Source organism: Streptomyces griseoluteus (genome assembly GCF_004784465.1).
Taxonomy (GTDB): Bacteria; Actinomycetota; Actinomycetes; order Streptomycetales; family Streptomycetaceae; genus Streptomyces; species Streptomyces griseoluteus.
In genome coordinates, this window is record NZ_SRRU01000009.1 from 1 (window position 1) to 17046 (window position 17046).

The 17046-nt window shown below is 72.3% G+C and carries 18 protein-coding genes; 8 read left to right on the forward strand and 10 right to left on the reverse strand.

What is annotated here, in order from left to right; all coding sequences use genetic code 11:
• Both E5082_RS23405 and E5082_RS23410 read right to left on the reverse strand, forming a co-directional pair.
• On the reverse strand, nt 1–148 hold a 148-nt coding region (locus E5082_RS23405), incomplete at its 3' end, for an FBP domain-containing protein (RefSeq protein ID WP_208766253.1).
• A gap of 101 nt (nt 149–249) precedes the next feature.
• A complete protein-coding gene (locus E5082_RS23410) occupies nt 250–846 on the reverse strand; it encodes a helix-turn-helix transcriptional regulator (protein WP_373310005.1) in 597 nt (198 codons plus the stop codon).
• Between the two features lie 301 nt (nt 847–1147).
• Between E5082_RS23410 and E5082_RS23415 the strand changes: the two genes are divergently transcribed.
• Nucleotides 1148–4321 (forward strand): bifunctional cytochrome P450/NADPH--P450 reductase, encoded by a 3174-nt coding sequence (locus E5082_RS23415; RefSeq protein ID WP_135793234.1) that lies wholly within the window; start codon nt 1148–1150, stop codon nt 4319–4321.
• Nucleotides 4322–4446: 125 nt separating this feature from the next.
• Nucleotides 4447–5736 carry an ROK family transcriptional regulator gene (locus tag E5082_RS23420; protein ID WP_135793235.1) on the forward strand — a complete coding sequence of 430 codons (1290 nt, stop codon included), beginning with the start codon at nt 4447–4449 and terminating at the stop codon, nt 5734–5736.
• Between the two features lie 172 nt (nt 5737–5908).
• On the opposite strand, the gene E5082_RS23425 is transcribed toward E5082_RS23420, so the two are convergent.
• Nucleotides 5909–6937 (reverse strand): PHP domain-containing protein, encoded by a 1029-nt coding sequence (locus E5082_RS23425; protein ID WP_135793236.1) that lies wholly within the window; start codon nt 6935–6937, stop codon nt 5909–5911.
• Nucleotides 6938–7060: 123 nt separating this feature from the next.
• Here E5082_RS23425 and E5082_RS23430 point away from each other — a divergent pair, with 123 nt between their 5' ends.
• Complete coding sequence (locus E5082_RS23430) at nt 7061–7330, forward strand: hypothetical protein (RefSeq protein WP_135793237.1); 270 nt, start codon at nt 7061–7063, stop codon at nt 7328–7330.
• On the opposite strand, the gene E5082_RS23435 is transcribed toward E5082_RS23430, so the two are convergent.
• The 3 genes from E5082_RS23435 to E5082_RS23445 all read right to left on the reverse strand — a co-directional run bounded on the left by E5082_RS23435 (nt 7331) and on the right by E5082_RS23445 (nt 10054).
• Nucleotides 7331–8566 (reverse strand): ricin-type beta-trefoil lectin domain protein, encoded by a 1236-nt coding sequence (locus E5082_RS23435; RefSeq protein ID WP_135793238.1) that lies wholly within the window; start codon nt 8564–8566, stop codon nt 7331–7333.
• A 118-nt stretch (nt 8567–8684) separates the two neighbouring features.
• The gene (locus E5082_RS23440) at nt 8685–9278 is read right to left on the reverse strand and encodes a VanZ family protein (RefSeq protein ID WP_135793239.1); all 594 of its coding nucleotides are present in this window, start codon (nt 9276–9278) and stop codon (nt 8685–8687) included.
• Nucleotides 9279–9367: 89 nt separating this feature from the next.
• Nucleotides 9368–10054: a DUF4230 domain-containing protein gene (locus E5082_RS23445; protein WP_229918720.1), complete on the reverse strand. Its 687-nt coding sequence runs from the start codon at nt 10052–10054 to the stop codon at nt 9368–9370.
• Nucleotides 10055–10245: 191 nt separating this feature from the next.
• Between E5082_RS23445 and E5082_RS23450 the strand changes: the two genes are divergently transcribed.
• Nucleotides 10246–11199, forward strand: coding sequence for a ribose-phosphate diphosphokinase (locus E5082_RS23450; RefSeq protein ID WP_135793240.1), 954 nt, complete (start codon nt 10246–10248; stop codon nt 11197–11199).
• Between the two features lie 10 nt (nt 11200–11209).
• Here E5082_RS23450 and E5082_RS23455 read toward each other — a convergent pair whose 3' ends face one another.
• Both E5082_RS23455 and E5082_RS23460 read right to left on the reverse strand, forming a co-directional pair.
• Nucleotides 11210–11578: an anti-sigma factor antagonist gene (locus E5082_RS23455; protein WP_229918721.1), complete on the reverse strand. Its 369-nt coding sequence runs from the start codon at nt 11576–11578 to the stop codon at nt 11210–11212.
• A 183-nt stretch (nt 11579–11761) separates the two neighbouring features.
• Nucleotides 11762–12079, reverse strand: coding sequence for a DUF4235 domain-containing protein (locus tag E5082_RS23460; protein ID WP_135793242.1), 318 nt, complete (start codon nt 12077–12079; stop codon nt 11762–11764).
• A gap of 102 nt (nt 12080–12181) precedes the next feature.
• Between E5082_RS23460 and E5082_RS23465 the strand changes: the two genes are divergently transcribed.
• Complete coding sequence (locus tag E5082_RS23465; RefSeq protein ID WP_135793243.1) at nt 12182–13216, forward strand: cation diffusion facilitator family transporter; 1035 nt, start codon at nt 12182–12184, stop codon at nt 13214–13216.
• 75 nt (nt 13217–13291) lie between these two features.
• Here the strand turns inward: E5082_RS23465 and E5082_RS23470 are convergent, their stop codons facing one another.
• On the reverse strand, nt 13292–13741 hold the full coding sequence (locus tag E5082_RS23470; RefSeq protein ID WP_135793244.1) for a nitroreductase family deazaflavin-dependent oxidoreductase: 450 nt from the start codon (nt 13739–13741) through the stop codon (nt 13292–13294).
• Between the two features lie 360 nt (nt 13742–14101).
• Between E5082_RS23470 and E5082_RS23475 the strand changes: the two genes are divergently transcribed.
• Genes E5082_RS23475 through E5082_RS23485 form a run of 3 tightly spaced genes read left to right on the forward strand, consistent with a single transcriptional unit; the run spans nt 14102 to nt 16086 of the window.
• Entirely contained in the window at nt 14102–15331 is a 1230-nt protein-coding gene (locus E5082_RS23475; protein WP_135793245.1) for a cytochrome P450, read from the forward strand.
• A 12-nt stretch (nt 15332–15343) separates the two neighbouring features.
• Nucleotides 15344–15544 (forward strand): ferredoxin, encoded by a 201-nt coding sequence (locus tag E5082_RS23480; RefSeq protein ID WP_030805169.1) that lies wholly within the window; start codon nt 15344–15346, stop codon nt 15542–15544.
• A gap of 32 nt (nt 15545–15576) precedes the next feature.
• A complete protein-coding gene (locus E5082_RS23485) occupies nt 15577–16086 on the forward strand; it encodes a flavoprotein (protein ID WP_135793246.1) in 510 nt (169 codons plus the stop codon).
• Between the two features lie 5 nt (nt 16087–16091).
• Here E5082_RS23485 and E5082_RS23490 read toward each other — a convergent pair whose 3' ends face one another.
• The gene (locus E5082_RS23490) at nt 16092–16901 is read right to left on the reverse strand and encodes an endo alpha-1,4 polygalactosaminidase (RefSeq protein ID WP_373309999.1); all 810 of its coding nucleotides are present in this window, start codon (nt 16899–16901) and stop codon (nt 16092–16094) included.
• Nucleotides 16902–17046: the final 145 nt, after the last annotated feature.

The following is a 17046-nucleotide window of genomic DNA, read 5'->3' on the forward strand; positions in this document are numbered from 1 at the left end:
CGGGCGCGCCCGGATCGCGCCAGCCCAGGAAGTCCAGGTCGTCCCAGGGGCGTTCGGCCAGGTCGCGGGGGACGGCCAGCCGCTTGGCGTCGCCCTTGGAGCAGTTGACGAAGGAGGCGCGGATGTCCTGCTCGGTGAGGGGTCGCATCGGGAATGTCCTTCTGTTGTAGCCATGAGCCTAGGGGGTCTAGGTTTACGAGGGTATAGAGCGCCGCCGTGCCGGGCCAAGCGGTTTTCGGCGCCCCGTTCCTACTCCGCCTCGGCACCCCGTACCCGAGGCGGCCACACACCGGGCGCGAGCACCCCCAGGGCGTAGGCGCGCGCGACCAGTTCGGTGCGGTTGGCCGCGTGCCAGCGGGCGGACAGGCGGCGCAGGTGATACGCGACACCGTCCCGGCTCAGGCCCAGCTCGCGGGCGGCCCGGCCGGTGGTGGCGCCCCGGGCCAGCAGCGCCAGCACAGCGCCCTCGACCGGGGTGACGGACGCGGGCTCGGCGGCGGGCTCCGGCTCGCTCTGTCCGAGCACCCGGAGCATCACCAGCAGCGCCGGGGTCTCGTTGGTGGAGTCGCTCACCGGGTCGGCGGTCAGCTCGCCGTACCGCTCCGTGCCGCCGGGCGCGCTCCAGCTCACCGACACCTGGTAGCGGGAGCGGTGCCGCAGCCGCAGCGCCTGGGCGATCCGCTCGACCTGGCCGGCCTCCTCGGGGCGGAACAGCTCCAGCACGTCACGGCCGCGGAGCTGCCCGGGTGACGTACCGCACTCGGCGGCCATCGCCGGGTTGGCCAGCACCACCTTGCCGTACACGTCGCAGACCGCGACCGGCACCGCGACCCGGTCGAAGAGCATCAGGGCCCGGTTGCGCCACACCACGGCATCCGCCGGCCCCCACTCCACGCCAGCCTCCCAAGGTGCCGAACCGTCCCCACCATCCAAGACGAAAACCCAGGTCAGCGGCAACTTACGGGGAATCCCGGAGCCGGTGCGCAAGGGGCCGCGCCCACTTTCCACTGCACGTTCGTGTAGTGGCCCGGTACGGACTCGCCCCGCCGCTGGAGCACGCTGGAAGACGCCAGCCCCCCACGCGAAACGCCAGTTCCCGCCCCGCGAAACGCCAGTTCCCGCCCCGCGAAAGGCAGTTGCCGCCGCCATGCCCCCCACCGCACCGCACCCCGAGCCCCCCGCACTCACCGGCGTGCCGGTCGTCGACATCTCCGCCACCGGGCCGACCCGCACCCCCATCCAGCAGGTCATGGAGCTGATGCGGACCCACGGGCCGGTCCTGGTGCGCCGACTGCACGGGCGCGACGCCCTCTTCGTCGCCGACGCCGACCTGATCGCCGACCTCGCCGACGAGGACCGGTTCGCCAAGCACATCGGTCCCGCGCTGGAGAACGTGCGCGCCTTCGCCGCCGACGGCCTGTTCACCGCGTACAACGACGAGCCGAACTGGGCCAAGGCGCACGACATCCTGATGCCCGCCTTCGCGCTCGGCTCCATGCGCGCCTACCACCCGGTGATGCTGAAGGTGGCCCGGCGGCTCATCGAGGCATGGGACCGCTCCGCCCGCGCCGGGCAGCCGGTCGACGTACCCGGCGACATGACCCGGATGACGCTCGACACCATCGGCCTCGCCGGGTTCGACTACGACTTCGGCTCCTTCGAGCGGGCCGAGCCCCACCCCTTCGTCGAGTCGATGGTGCGCTGCCTGGAGTGGAGCATGACCCGCCTGGCCCGTGTGCCGGGCGGCGACCACACCGCGGCCGACGCCGCCTTCCGCAAGGACGCCGACTACCTCGCCGGGGTCGTGGACGAGGTCATCGCCGCCCGCACCGGCACCGACCAGAGCGAGGCCGCCGACCTGCTCGGGCTGATGCTCACCGCCCGGCACCCCGCCGACGGCACCACCCTGGACACCGCGAACATCCGCAACCAGGTCATCACCTTCCTCATCGCCGGCCACGAGACCACCTCCGGCGCGATGTCCTTCGCCCTGTACTACCTGGCCAAGCACCCCGCCGTGCTCCGGCTGGTCCAGCGCGAGGCCGACGCCCTGTGGGGCGACACCGCCGATCCCGAGCCGTCGTACGACGACATCGGCAGGCTCACCTACACCCGCCAGGTGCTCAACGAGGCGCTCCGGCTGTGGCCGACCGCCGCCGCCTTCAGCCGGGAGGCCCGCGAGGACACGCTGCTCGGCGGGCGGGTGCCGCTGCGCGCCGGGCAGGCGGTCAGCGTGCTGGTGCCGATGCTGCACCGCCAGCCCGTCTGGGGTGACAACCCCGGGCTGTTCGACCCCGACCGCTTCACCGCCGAGGCCGAGGCGGCCCGTCCGGTACACGCCTTCAAGCCCTTCGGTACCGGTGAACGCGCCTGCATCGGACGGCAGTTCGCGCTGCACGAGGCGACCATGCTGCTTGCCATGCTGGTCCACCGCTACCGGCTGCACGACCACGCCGACTACACGCTGGACATCAAGGAGACCCTCACCCTCAAGCCCGAGGGCTTCACCCTCACCCTGACCCCGCGCACCGACGCCGACCGCGTCCACGCCCCGCTGCCCGGCGCCGCCGCCGTGACTGCCTCCGAGGACACCGACGCCCGGGCGCTCCCCGCCCGTGTCCGCCCCGGCACCGCCGCACTGTTCCTGCACGGCAGCAACTACGGCACCTGCCGCGAGTTCGCCGGACAGCTCGCGGACGAGGCCGCCGCGCTCGGCTGCGCCACCGAGGTGGCCCCCCTGGACGCGTACGCCGACGGCCTGCCCACCGACCGGCCCGTCGTCATCACCGCCGCCTCCTACAACGGCCGCCCCACCGACGACGCGATCGCCTTCGCCGCCTGGCTGGAGGGCGAGCACGACCTCACCGGCGTCACCTTCACCGTGCTCGGCGTCGGCGACCGCAACTGGGCCGCCACCTACCAGCACATGCCGACCCGCGTCGACGCCCGCCTCGCCGAGCTGGGCGCCACCCGGCTCACCCCGCGCGCGGCCGCCGACGCCTCCGGCGACCTCACCGGAGCCGTCCGGGACTACACCGCCGCGCTGCGCACCGCCCTGCTCACCGAGTACGGCGACCCCGACGCCACCGCCCCGGCCGACGAGCCCGACACCGCCTACGAGGTCCGCGCCCTGACCGGCGGCCCGCTGGACGCCCTCGCCGAGCGGCACGAGCTGGTCCCCATGACCGTCACCGAGGCGTACGACCTCACCGCGCCCGGACACCCGCGCGTCAAGCGGTTCCTGCGCGTCGCCCTGCCCGACGGCGTCACCTACCGCACCGCCGACCACCTCACCGTGCTGCCGGTCAACGCCCCCGAGACCGTGCAGCGGGCCCTCACCGCGCTCGGCGCCGACCCCGACACCGTGCTCGACATCCGCGCCACCCGTCCGCGCCGCGACGGCCTGGCCGTGGACCGCCCGCTCACCGTGCACGAACTCCTCACCCGGTACGTCGAGTTGCAGGAGAGGCCCACCGCGCGCCAGCGCGAACTCCTCGCCGCCGCCAACCCCTGCCCGCCCGAGCGAGCCGCCCTCGCCGCCCTCACCGGCGACGACCCGCGCACCCTCCTCGAACTCCTGGAGGACCACCCCGCCCTGCGCGAGGCCCTCGACTGGCCCCGCCTGCTCGACCTGCTCACCCCGCTGCGCCCGCGCCACTACTCCATCTCCTCCTCCCCGGCCGCCGACCCGCGCCACGCCGACCTCATGGTCTCCGTGCTCGACGCCCCCGCCCGCTCGGGCAAGGGCCGCTACCGGGGCACCGGTTCGGGACACCTGGCGGGCGTGCGGCCCGGCGACACGGTGTACGCCCGCGTCCAGCCCTGCCGGGAGGCGTTCCGCACCGACACCTCCGCCCCCGTCGTGCTGATCGCGGCCGGCACCGGCCTCGCCCCGTTCCGCGGCGTGGTCATGGACCGGGCCGCCGCCCGCACCCGGGGCGCCGAACTCCCGCCCGCACTGCTCTACTTCGGCTGCGACGACCCCGACGCCGACTATCTGCACGCGGCCGAACTGGGCGCCGCCGAGAGCGCCGGAGCCGTCTCGCTCCGCCCCGCCTTCAGCGCGGCCCCGGTCGACGGCGCACAGTTCGTCCAGCACCGGATCGCCGCCGAGGCCGACGAGGTCTGGGAGCTGCTCGGTGCCGGGGCGCGGGTGTACGTCTGCGGCGACGGCGCCCGCATGGCACCCGGCGTCCGCGAGGCGTTCCGCACCCTGTACCGCGAGCGCACCCCCGGCGCGGACGAGGCGGCGGCGACGCGCTGGCTGGACGAGCTGGTGGGCGCCGGCCGCTATGTGGAGGATGTGTACGCGGCCGGCTGAGCCGCACTCCGCCCCTCCGGCGCCCCCAGGAAATCTCACAGCATGAAATAAGGGCGCGCGCGAAGTCGTGTCCGGCCTGTCACGAAGGGTATGTTGCAGGTCGGGCACGGGTCGGAAGGGGCCACATGGCGGGGCGGAACGGGCGCACGGTACGCGATCTGAGGCGGGGCAACCGCACGGCCGTGCTGCACAGGCTGTACTTCGACGGCCCCCTCAGCCGCTTCGAACTGGGCCCGGCCACCGGACTCAGCTCCGGTTCGGTCAGCAACGTCGTGGCGGACCTGATCGCGGACGGACTGGTGGAGGAGGCAGGCAGCGTCGACTCCGACGGCGGCCGCCCCCGCACCCTGCTCCGGGTCGCCCCGCACAGCGGCCAGATGATCGGCGTGGACGTCGGCGAGACCCGCGTCCGCGTCGAGCTGTTCGACCTCGCCCTCACCGAACTCGCCCGCGCCGAGCGCCCGTTGACCCGCCCCGGCTACGACGTGGACGACATCACCGGCCACATCCGGGACGGCGTCGCCGAGGTGCTGGCCGCCGAGGGCGCGCGACCCGAGCGGCTGCTCGGTGTCGGGGTGGGCGTGCCCGGCATCGTGGAGCACACCACCGACCGGGGTGCCGTGGTGCACGGCCAGACCATCGGCTGGGACGCCGTCCCGCTGGAGCGGCTGCTCCGGGCGACCTCCGGGCTCCCCGAGAGCGTGCCGTACTTCATCGACAACGGCGCCAAGACGCTCGGCCAGGCCGAGATGTGGTTCGGCGCCGGGCGCGGCGCCCGCAACGCCCTGGTGGTCCTCTTCGGCTCCGGTGTCGGCGCCTGCCTGGTCACTCCCGAGGTTGAGCACGGCCGCGCGGTGGAGTGGGGGCATCTGACGGTACGGGTGCGCGGGCGCCGCTGCCGCTGCGGGGCGCCGGGCTGCCTGGAGGCGTACGCGGGCGCCGAGTCGCTGCTGGCCCGGTGGCGCGAGGAGGGCGGACGCCCTCCCGAGGGCACCGACGAGGAGACCGCGCTCACCGCGATGCTCGCCGCCGCCTACCCGGCCGGGGACGCTGAGCCCGACCCGGTCGCGCTCGCGGTGCTGGAGGAGACCGCCGAGTACCTGGGCGCGGGTCTCTCCGACCTGATCAACCTCTTCCAGCCCGAGCGCATCCTCATCGGCGGCTGGGCCGGACTCCAGCTCGGCACCCGCTTCCTGCCCGCCGTACGCCGGCACGCGGCCACCTACGCGCTCAGGCACCCGGCGGACCGGGTCACCATCGACCTGGGGCGGCTCGGTCCGGACGCGGTCACCGTGGGCGCGGCCATCCTGCCCCTGGCCGACTTCTTCAGCCGGGGCGGCCGCCGCGCCGAACCGGTGCCCGAGGACCGTTCCCCCGCCTGGCGGGCCGCACTGGACGAGCGCGCCCCGCGCTGACCCCGGACACGAAGATGCCCCGGCCGTGACGGGGGAATCACGACCGGGGCGGTCCATCAGCGGACGGGGTCCAGGTCAGGTCGGGCCCGCGTCCACGTGTGGTTCAACGGACAACGAGGCGGTGGCGTTCCCGCCCGGCGGGGTGATCCGGGTCACGCGAAGGAACGGCTGGTCAGGACGCCGGTACCCGCCCCTCGCGGGTCCAGTCCAGCAGCTCGTCCGCCGTCCACGTGTTCACCACCCGCCCGGCGGGCACCCCGCACTCCTCGGCGCGGGCGCAGCCGAGGATCTGCCAGTCCAGCTGGCCCGGCGCGTGCGCGTCGGTGTCGATCGAGAACAGTGTCCCGGCGTCCACCGCCTCCCGCAGCAGGCGTCTGGGCGGGTCCAGCCGCTCCGGACGGCTGTTGATCTCCACCGCGGTGCCCGCCTCGGCGCACGCGGCGAACACCTCGGCCGCGTCGAAGGCCGACTCGGGCCGCCCGCGCCCGGTGAGCAGCCGGCCGGTGCAGTGGCCCAGCACGTCCGCGTGCGGATCGGACACGGCGGCCACCATCCGGCGGGTCATCGCGGCCGCGTCCATCTTCAGCTTGGAGTGCACCGACACCACCACGACGTCCAGCCGGTCCAGCAGCTCCGGCTCCTGGTCCAGCGAGCCGTCGTCCAGGATGTCGCACTCGATGCCGGTGAGCAGCCGGAACGGCGCCCAGCGCTCGTTCAGCGCCTCGACGAGGCCGAGCTGCTCGCGCAGCCGCTCGGGGGAGAGGCCGCGGGCCACGGTGAGGCGGGGGGAGTGGTCGGTGAGCGCGGTCCACTCGTGGCCCAGCCCGGCCGCCGCCCAGCCCATCTCCTCGATGGGGCTGCCGCCGTCCGACCAGTCCGAGTGGGTGTGGCAGTCGCCGCGCAGCAGCGCCCGCAGCTCCTCGCCGCCGTCCGCCGTCAGCGGGCCCCCGGCGTCCTCCTCCAGCGAGCGCAGATAGGCGGGCGTCTCCCCGGCCACCGCCTCCTCGACCACCTTCGCGGTCTTCGGGCCGATCCCCTTCAGCGTCTGGAGCGTCCCCGTGGAGACCCGCCGGGCGATCTCGTCCTCGGGAAGGTCCTTCAGTACGCGCGCGGCCGTACGGAACGCCCGCACCCGGTAGGTGGGCGCGAGCGAGCGCTCCAGCAGAAAGGCGATCCGGTCCAGCGCCGCGACGGGTTCCATGTCCACCTCCCGGCTCCGCACGGACCTCCAGGGTTGCCCACCGGGGCGGTCCGCGCACGGTGGCGGCCCGGACGGCCCGTGCGGACGCGCCTTCCCCGCGCCTCGCGTTCTACGCTCGGATGTATGACCGAACAATCAGCTCCGTACATGTCCAATCCGCGCATCCGGGTGCTCGGGGTGTGTGAGGGCGGGCCGGGTTCGCCGCCCTTCCGGGTCATGGAGATCGACGGTGAGGTGATCGGCGAGGTCACGTCCATCACGGGAGTGCTGGAGGCCGCCGCCGCCCGCGGCATCGTCATCCACGACCTGGACGACCCGGACGTGGTCCGCTGGGTCGGCGGCGACAAGTTCACCTGGCGGGTGCGCGGCGGCACCCGCCGAGGCAAGGGGTAGCTAGCCCACCGTCCACTTCTGGGCGGCGGTGCCGTTGCAGGTCCAGAGCTGGAGCCGGGTGCCGTTGGCCGAGTTGGCACCCGTCACGTCCAGGCACTTGTCGGCCTGCGGGTTGACGATGTCGTTGGCCGAGGACACCACCCACTTCTGGTTGGGGCTGCCCGCGCAGTCCCACAGTTGCAGGGGCGTACCGTCCGCCGTGCCGTTGTCCTTCAGGTCCAGGCACTTGCCGAGCGCGCGGATCGTGCCGTCCGAGCCGACCGTCCACTGCTGGGCCGCAGAGCCGTTGCAGTCGTAGAGCTGTACGGGGGTGCCGTTGGCGGAGTTCGCCGCCGCCACGTCCACGCACTTGCCGGCCAGGCCCCGGATGGCCTTGCCGCCCGTCGAGCCGCCGCTGGTGGTTACCGACACCGAGTCCACGACGAGCTGCGCCGGGAACTGGGTCGAGCCGTCCGGGTCGCCGGGCCAGTAGCCGCCGACCGCGAGGTTCAGGATCAGGAAGAACGGCTTGTTGAACACCCAGGTCTTGCCGCCCAGGTCGGCCGGGGTGCGCCGCTGGTAGACATTGCCGTCCACCGTCCAGGTGATGGAGTCCGGCGCCCAGTCGACGGCGTAGGTGTGGAAGGCATCGGCGAAGGCCTGCCCGTTCGGCAGCGAGTAGCCCGCGCCGATGCCGCCCGAGCCCGAGTAGCCGGGGCCGTGGATGGTGCCGTGCACGGTGGAGGGCTCGAAGCCGACGTTCTCCATCACGTCGATCTCGCCCGAGTCCGGCCAGTTCACCGGCGTGCCCAGCATCCAGAACGCGGGCCACATGCCCTGCCCGCGCGGGATCTTCATCCGGGCCTCGACGTGCCCGTACTGCGCGTTGAACTTGCCCGAGGTGTTCAGCCGGGCCGAGGTGTACTGGCAACTGCCGTACCAGCACTGGTAGTTCGCCGGGTTCTCCCGCTTCGCGGTGATGACCAGATGGCCCTGGCCGTCCAGCGCCGCGTTCTTGGTGCCCGAGGTGTAGTACTGCCGCTCGTGGTTGTTGACGTTGTCTCCAGTCTCCAGCGTCCACTTGGAGCCGTCGACGGCGGAGCCCGCCGGGCCGTCGAAGGAGTCCGAGAACGTCGCAGCCGCGACGGCCGGGGCGGCGGCCGTTTCGGCCCTCGCGGGACCGACGGCCGCCGCGCCGACCAGCGCGGCGGAGAGAGCGGCAAGGAGGCATCTGCGGAGCAGGCGTGGGGATGCCATGACTCTCCGTTTCACATGGGGGGAGTGACGCCTCTTGTTGTAGAGACCGGGACCGGGGCCAGTCAATAGGTTGGTACAGACCAGTGAGCGGCCGGCCGGACAAACCGGTGGAGGACGCTCAGTCCTGCACGACCTTGGGCCGCCGGGCATGCACCGCCCGCCCCAGCCGGCGTCCCAGCAGCAGCCAGCCCAGCAGCGCACCCGCGGTGTTGAGGATGACGTCGTCGATGTCGAAGGCCCGCCCGGTGATCAGCGCGCCCTGGGTCAGCTCCACCATCAGCATCACCAGTGCGGTCAGGAACAGGACTTGCAGGATGCCCCGCGCGCGGGGAGCCAGCACCGGTACCAGCACGCCGAACGGCAGGCCCAGCAGCACGTTGCCGCCGATCTGCTTCAGGGCGTCGTGCACCGTCCCGTAATCGAAGTACGCCTTCAGGGAGTTGCCCGGCCGCAAGTTGCTGTGCGTCAGTGCCTCCGAGGCGGGCGACGGCTCCAGCGTGACCTTGGCCAGCGCGATGGCGAAGGCCACCATGAACACGAACGCGATCAGCATGATCGGCAGCCGGATCGGCAGCGGCAGCGGCTTGCGCTCCGCCACCACCGGCTCCGTCACCACCGGCTCCGGCTCGGCGACCGGCTCGGTCTTCTCCACGCGCCCCCGCCGCAAAGGGGTGCGCAGTACGGTCGGCAGGCGTAGGGCGGTACGGGCCATGCGGTGGTCCTCCAGTCGTGAACATCCCCGTGAGAAGCAGCGAGTGCCCGGTAAGCGGCCGGTGATGCCTGACCGGGCAAGACAAGACGTCAGGGGCCGTACGAGACGCGTACGTCCGTGAAGCCGAGGGAGCGCAGCAGGCCCTGGAGCATGCCGGTGGTGTTGGACTCGGCGCGTGCGGTCAGCTCGCTGTCCCGGGCTGCCTCGCCGATGTGCTTGACGGCCAGCTTCTGCACCGCCTGCTCGCCGTTGGGGTTGTCCGAGAACAGATCGCCCAGCCGGTCCAGCAGGCCGCGCTGCTTGGAGACGGCGTAGGAGCGGTCCGGGTCCAGCGCGGGCTTGCCGAGCTGCGCGTGCGGCAGCCTCAGCACGGCGGAGGTGCGGTCCTCGTTGACCGTCACGTCCTTGTCGCCGACCTTGCCGAGGTCCACGTAGGAGTCCACGGTGCCCGCGCCGACGTACAGGGTGCGGGTGCCGCGCAGCGCGTCGGGCAGGTACTTGGCGTTCTTCTCCAGGTCCACGACGACCTGGAAGTTGCCCGAGGCGGCCTGGTAGCGGCTCATGTCCTGGATGGACTGCAGCAGCGCCGGGCCCGAGCGGTCGCGGGACTCGGTGCCGAACAGGTCCTTGATGCCGGGCAGCACGGCCAGTCGTATCCCGGCGAACAGCAGCACCAGCACCAGGGCGATGGCCGCCAGCACCTTGACCCAGAGCGGCGTCCGCCGGGGCCGCTCCTGGACCGGAGCCGTCCTGCCGGCCGTAGTCGTCTTGTCCACGGTTCTCCCTTCCCCCTCCTCGGATGCCCGCCAACAAAGCGAACAGGCAATCGAGTTGACCATCCCCCACCGCTGACGTACGTACCCCTGCCGCTCCCGTACGAGACCCGCCACGCCCGGCGTCCGGGCCGGGGGAGGGGCGGCCGGTAGCATGGCCGCCCAGCCCGTACCGATCATGCGAGGAGCGGATCGTGCGAGACATCGCCGTCTTCAGCGGCAGCGCCCACCCCCGGCTGGCCGAGGAGGTGTGTGCGCACCTGGGCGTCACGCTCAGCCCGGCACGGGTCAGCAGGTTCGCCAACGACTGCCTGGAGGTCCAGCTGCGGGCCAACTGCCGGGAGCGGGACGTGTTCCTGATCCAGCCTCTGGTACGGCCGGTGCAGGAGCACCTGGTGGAGCTGCTGATGATGTGCGACGCGGCCCGCGGCGCCTCGGCGGCCCGGATCACCGTCGTCATGCCGCACTACTCCTACGCCCGCTCGGACAAGAAGGACACGCCCCGCATCTCGCTCGGCGGCCGTCTGGTGGCGGATCTGCTGGTGGCGGCGGGCGCCAGCCGGGTGCTCACCATGACCCTGCACGCGCCGCAGGTGCACGGCTTCTTCTCGGTGCCGGTCGACCATCTGCACGCACTGCGCGAGCTCGCCGCGCACTTCCGGCAGTACGACCTCTCGCGCACCACGGTCGTCTCCCCGGACCTCGGCAACGCCAAGGAGGCCGCCGCCTTCGCCCGGCGGCTGGGCGCCCGGGTCGCGGCCGGCGCCAAGCAGCGGTTCGCGGACGACCGGGTCAGCATCAGCTCGGTGATCGGCGACATCGCCGGACGGGACGTGATCGTGCTGGACGACGAGATCGCCAAGGGCAGCACGGTGCTCGAACTTCTGGACCGTCTGAGGGAGTTGGGTCCACGCTCGATCCGGGTCGCCTGCACCCACGGTCTGTTCGCGGCGGGAGCGCTGAAGCGGCTGGGGGAGCAGCCGGACGTGCTGGAGATCGTCTGCACCAACACCGTGCCGGTCCCGGAGGACGAGCGCACCGACAAGCTCCGGGTGCTGTCCATCGCCCCGGCGCTGGCGGAGGCGATGCGGCGCATCCACGACGGGGAATCGGTGAGCGCGCTGTTCGAACAGCCGGCGGAAGCCTAGGGGGTGTCTCCTAGGGGTTGTCCGGGACCCGCAGCGCGGACTCCACCGTGGGGTGCGGGGGCAGGACGCGGCTCAGGCCCGTGACCCGGAGGACGCGCAGGGTCAGTGGGTGCACGCAGACCAGATGGAGACGGCCGCCGCGCTCCAGGACGCGGCGCCGGGCCCGGCTGACCAGGCGCAGGCCCGAGCAGTCGAAGAACTCCACGGGGCGCAGATCCAGCACCACTTGGACGCGCTCGCGGCCGGTGAGCCGGTCCAGCAGGGGTGAGATCTCCGCCGCCGAGGCGATGTCGATCTCACCCCGTAACTCCAGCACGGTGTGCCCGTGCTCCTCGCGCACCCGCAGATGCCGGCTGAGCGGGGCGGGTTCCTCCCGCACGACGGCACCACCTCCCACCCGTCCCACCCGCGCCCGCGACGGACCGCGCCGCGTGGCGACCAGCTCCACAGGAGGAATTTGAGCATGTTCGCTTGACATATGTCTTCGGGTTTGACGGAGCCGGTTCGAATTTGTGTGTTTGTGATCGGCTCGTTGCCCTGACTCTCTTGGCGGCCGGGTGGTTCAGCGCTTGCCCGGAGCCGCGTTCGGGTGCGGCCAGGTACCCGTGGAGCGGGCGACCGCCTTGGCGCGCGTACGGTCCACCACGCTGCGCGCCACCGCAAAGATCGCGCCCTGCACCGCGGCCGCCAGCAGGATCTCGCCCCAGCCGCGGTCCGGGTCCAGCGGGTCGGGTGCCTCCTCCTCGTGCCGGATCACCATCCACGCCTTCCGGAAGGCCAGCCCGGCCAGCGCGCCGCCGGCCCAGCTCAGCGCGAAGCCCACCGGTTTGTGCAGGAGGGGCGCCTTGATCTTGCTCATGTTCTTGCTCTTCCTCGCCATGTGACACTCCTTCCTCACCGGGCCCGCGTCCTCCCCGGACAGCCCCCGACCTCCCCCGTCCGGGCCCGTGTGATCCTCCCCGCCGGGGGCAGTCGCCGACAGGTGAGCGCTACTTCGGAAAAGCAGCCGGACACGACGACCGGCCACAGCGACGGCCAGGAGGCCACCAAGTCCGACGGACACACCCGCGTCACCGTCCTCGTGGCACTCGCCGCGAACCTGGTGATCGCGGTGGCCAAGGCCGTCGGGGGGATCTTCGCGGGCTCGCCCGCCCTGCTGTCGGAGGCCGCGCACTCCGTGGCCGACAGCCTGAACGAGGTGTTCCTGCTGGCCGCCCTGAGCCGCAGCCGGCGGCCGCCGGACGCCCGCCATCCCTTCGGCTACGGCAAGGAACGGTTCTTCTGGTCCCTGCTCGCGGCGGTCGGCATCTTCGTGATGGGCGGCTGCTTCTCCTTCTTCCAGGGCTTCGAGGCGATCAGGAGCGGAGCCGAGGAGAAGCTCAGCGGCTACATAGCGGGCCTCGTCGTGCTCGGCGTCGCCTTCGTCGCCGAGGGGGTGTCCCTGATCCGGGCGGTACGCCAGGCGCACCGGCAGGGCGAGGGCGTCGGTGACGTCCAGGACCCCGCGCTGCGCACCGTGCTCGCCGAGGACGGCACCGCGGTGCTCGGGGTGACCTTCGCCGCCATCGGCATGGTGCTGCACATGCTCACCGGTCAGGCCGTCTGGGAGGGCTGCGCGTCGATCCTGATCGGCGGCCTGCTGGTCTACGTCGCCTACCGGCTCGGCCGCGACGCCCGCGACCAGCTCATCGGCGAGGCAGCCGACCCCGAGCTGACCGGGCGGATACGGGAACTGCTGCGCGCCCAGCCGGAGATCGACAGCGTGGAGGCGCTGTTCACCATGAAGACCGGCATCGACTCCGCCCTCGTGGCCGCGCGCATCGACCTGGTGCCGGGAATGGACAGCGAGGAGGTCGAGGAGGTCGCCGTCCGGATCAAGCGGTCCGTCGCCGAGATGTTCCCGGAGGCCGGGCAGATCTTCCTCGACGTCACCGACCGCGACCACACGGGCCACGACCACACCGACCGCGCCGCACATGAAAGCCCCGCCGCGACGGGGGAGCGCGGCGGGGCCTGACCTACGCGTGCCCTCCGGGGGACGGTTCACACCCGCCGTACGCGGAAGGTGCGTGAACCGTCCCCCGGCGGCCGTTCAGCTCGCGTCGGCCGGCTCCAGCACGAAGACCGGGATCTCCCGGTCGGTCTTCTCCTGGTACTCGGCATAGGGCGGGAAGGCCGCGACGGCCCGCTCCCACCACTGCGCCTTCTCGTCGCCCTTCACCTCGCGGGCGCGCATCTCCCGCTTCTGAGGGCCGTCCTGGAGTTCGACCGCCGGGTCGGCCTTGACGTTGAAGTACCAGACCGGGTGCTTCGGGGCGCCGCCCACGGAGGCGACCACCGCGTACTTCCCGTCGTGCTCCACCCGCATCAGCGGCGTCTTGCGGAGCTTGCCGCTGCGGTTGCCGCGCGTGGTCAGGATGATCACCGGCAGCCCGGTGTCGAGCAGCGTGTTCCCCTCCCTCCCGCCGGAGCTCTCGTACAGCTCGACCTGATCGCGTACCCATTGCTCCGGGCTCGGCTCGTACTCGCCCTCGAGAGACATGGCTTCTCCCCTTCGTCGTGTTCCGTTCTGCCGACGGCTTCGCGCCTGCGGTCCACCGCAACACCGGGGGCCGCCGGAATCATCCGTACCGCGCATCCTCTGGGCCACGCGGGTGAATAGCCGGATCTCTCGGCCGGTCTTTGGCCGCGGGTGGCCGAAAAGGGGCGTACGTGACGACACTGGGAGGACCGATGTGCGTCGGACGACCGGATTCCGCTGCCCGGACACCTCCGGCGGCCGCGCTTCTTCGGCCAGATCCGACGGGTCGCTGATCTGGCCGAACTTGCCGTCGCCCCATGGGTGCCCCGGGCATCTAATGAAGATCGGTTCGAGGTACTTCTTCGTCTGCGAGGTCCATCCATGACGGAACTGACGGACACCACCGGCCCGGCGAAGGCGGCCGATCCCGTCGCCTTCCCGCAGGACCGCACCTGTCCCTACCACCCGCCCACCGGGTACGGCCCGCTGCGCGAGGGCCGGCCCGTGTCCCGCGTCACCCTGTACGACGGCCGCGAGGTCTGGGCCGTCAGCGGGCACTCCGCGGCCCGCGCGCTGCTCGCCGACCCCCGGCTCTCCAGCGACCGGCGCCGCCCCGAGTTCCCCATCCCCACCGCCCGGTTCGCGGGCGTACGGGACCGCCGGGTCGCCCTGCTGGGCCTGGACGACCCGGAGCACCAGATCCAGCGGCGGATGATGATCCCGTCGTTCACGGTCAAACGTGCCGCAGCCCTCCGGCCCGCCATCCAGAAAATCGTCGACGACCTCCTGGACGCGATGATCGAGCAAGGGCCCGGCGCCGAGCTGGTGTCGGCCTTCGCCCTGCCCGTGCCGTCCATGGTCATCTGCGACCTGCTCGGGGTGCCGTACGCCGACCACGAGTTCTTCGAGGAGCAGTCCCGCAAGCTGCTGCGCGGACCGACGGCCGACGACAGCCAGAACGCCCGCAAGGAGCTGGAGACCTACCTCGGCGGCCTCATCGACGCCAAGGCCGGCCACCCCGAGCCCGGTGAGGGGGTACTGGACGACCTGGTCCACAAGCAGCTCAGCGAGGGCGCGCTGGACCGGGCCGAGGTCGTCTCGCTCGCCGTCATCCTGCTGGTCGCCGGGCACGAGACCACCGCCAACATGATCTCGCTGGGCACCTACACCCTGCTCCAGCACCCCGACCGGCTGGCCGAGCTGCGCGCCGACCCCGCGCTGCTGCCCACGGCCGTCGAGGAGCTGATGCGGATGCTGTCCATCGCCGACGGCCTGCTCCGGGTGGCCGTGGACGACATCGAGATCGAGGGGGTCACCATCCGGGCCGGGGAGGGCGTGATGTTCTCCACCTCGGTGATCAACCGCGACGACTCCGTGTACCCCGACCCCGACGCCCTCGACTTCGGCCGCTCCGCCCGCCATCACGTCGCCTTCGGGTTCGGCATCCACCAGTGCCTCGGCCAGAACCTGGCGCGCGCGGAACTGGAGATCGCCCTCGGGAGCCTCTTCGCCCGGCTGCCCGGCCTGCGACTCGCGGTCCCGGCCGAAGAGATCCCCTTCAAGCCGGGCGACACGATCCAGGGGATGCTGGAACTCCCCGTGACCTGGTAAGAGGCTTCTCCCATGCACACCGACATCGAGATCGACAAGGACCTCTGCATCGGCGCGGGCCAGTGCACCCTGGCTGCCCCGAGCGTCTTCACCCAGGACGACGACGGCTACAGCATGCTGCTGCCCGGCGCCGAGGACGGGGCGGGCAGCCCCATGCTCCGGGAGGCGGCCCGTGCCTGCCCGGTGGGGGCGATCACCGTCACCGAGAGCTGACCGCCGCTCAGTTGGACTTATAGGGTTTCCCGGTGACCGAACTCGCCGGGAAACCCTTTCTCTACGTCGTCGTCTGCGCGGCCGGGGTCGCCTCCGGCGTCGGCACGCTGATCGCCGAGGCCCAGGAGCGGGGCTGGGAGGTGGGCGTGATCGCCACCCCGGCGGCGATGAACGGCTACTTCGACGCGCCCGGCACCGAGTCCCGCACCGGGCGTCCCGTGCGCTCCGCCTGGCGCTCCCCGGCCGACCCCCGCCCCTTCCCGCCGCCGGACGCGGTCGTGGTGGCCCCGGCGACCTTCAACACCGTCAACAAGTGGGCCGCGGGCATCGCGGACACCCTGGCCGTCGGCACCCTGTGCGAGGCGCTGGGGCTCGGCGTGCCGATCGCGGTCCTGCCCAGCGTGGGCGAGGCGCTGGCCGCCCACCCCGCCTACCAGGAGAGCCTGACCCGGCTGCGCGGGCTCGGCGTCCGCTTCGGCGAGGGACGGGTGCCGGAGGGGTTCGCGTGGACACGCGCGCTGGAGCTGCTGGACCGGCCCTGAGGGCATCAGCCCGTCCGGCGTACGTACCCCGCCTCGCCCGGTGTGGAGACGTCCAGGTCGCGGCGGACGATGCTGAGCCGCGAGCCCCAGCCGGCCAGGGCCTTGCGCAGGCCGCTGTCGGTGTACTCGACGTCCAGCACCCGGTCGTCAAAGGCGCGGGCGTAGGTCTCGCACTCGTCGTACTGGCCGCACTCCTCGGCCACCGCGAAGTCGAGACCGGCGCTTTTGCGGTGGCCGGCCAGCTCCGGAGTGTTCTTCTGGCCGACGGCCAGGTGGCGGGCGTGCGCGTGTCGGGTGAGCAGGCGCATGAAAGCGGTCGCGTCGGCGGCGGTGAGCAGGCGGTGGGAGCGGGTGTAGCTGTCGTAGTTGTCGGGCTCGATCGCGTCGTAGCCCTTCTCGGCGCAGCCGTCGGTCCAGCGGTTCACCCGGTCGGCGATGCGTTTCCGCTTGGCCGGAGTGCCGATGTCGAGCAGGGGCTCGTCCCAGTCCTCGTCGATGACGACCTCGCCCGCGCGGTCACGCAGCAGCAGGTCGGCCGGCCAGTCGGCGCGCTCCTGCGGCTGGGCCTGGAAGGCATTGACGTAGCAGACGTTGTACAGCCCCTTGGCGGGGGAGTCGGCGCGGTCCCGGGTGACGACACGCACGCCTGCGGGCGGGGGGTAGGCACCGCCGATCTGGTAGTCGAACCCGGCGTGCCCGGGCGGTAGTCGGGGGCCCGCGGGTGCGGGGCTCCCGGTGGCGCACCCGGTGAGGAGCAGCACGAGTGCGAGGAGGACGGCTCGGCTCCCGTCGCGCGGGCTCGTCTCGGTCGGCACCCGGATGATCCAACCCGGCGGCCCGGAGCACGTCAACTTGGTACCCGGACCGTGCCCGGAAATGCCCGTCCAAGCCTTCTTTGTGCGTCAACGATTTCGCCTCTGCTGAATACGAGTCAAAGATCTCCCGTGAACCCGTTCTCCG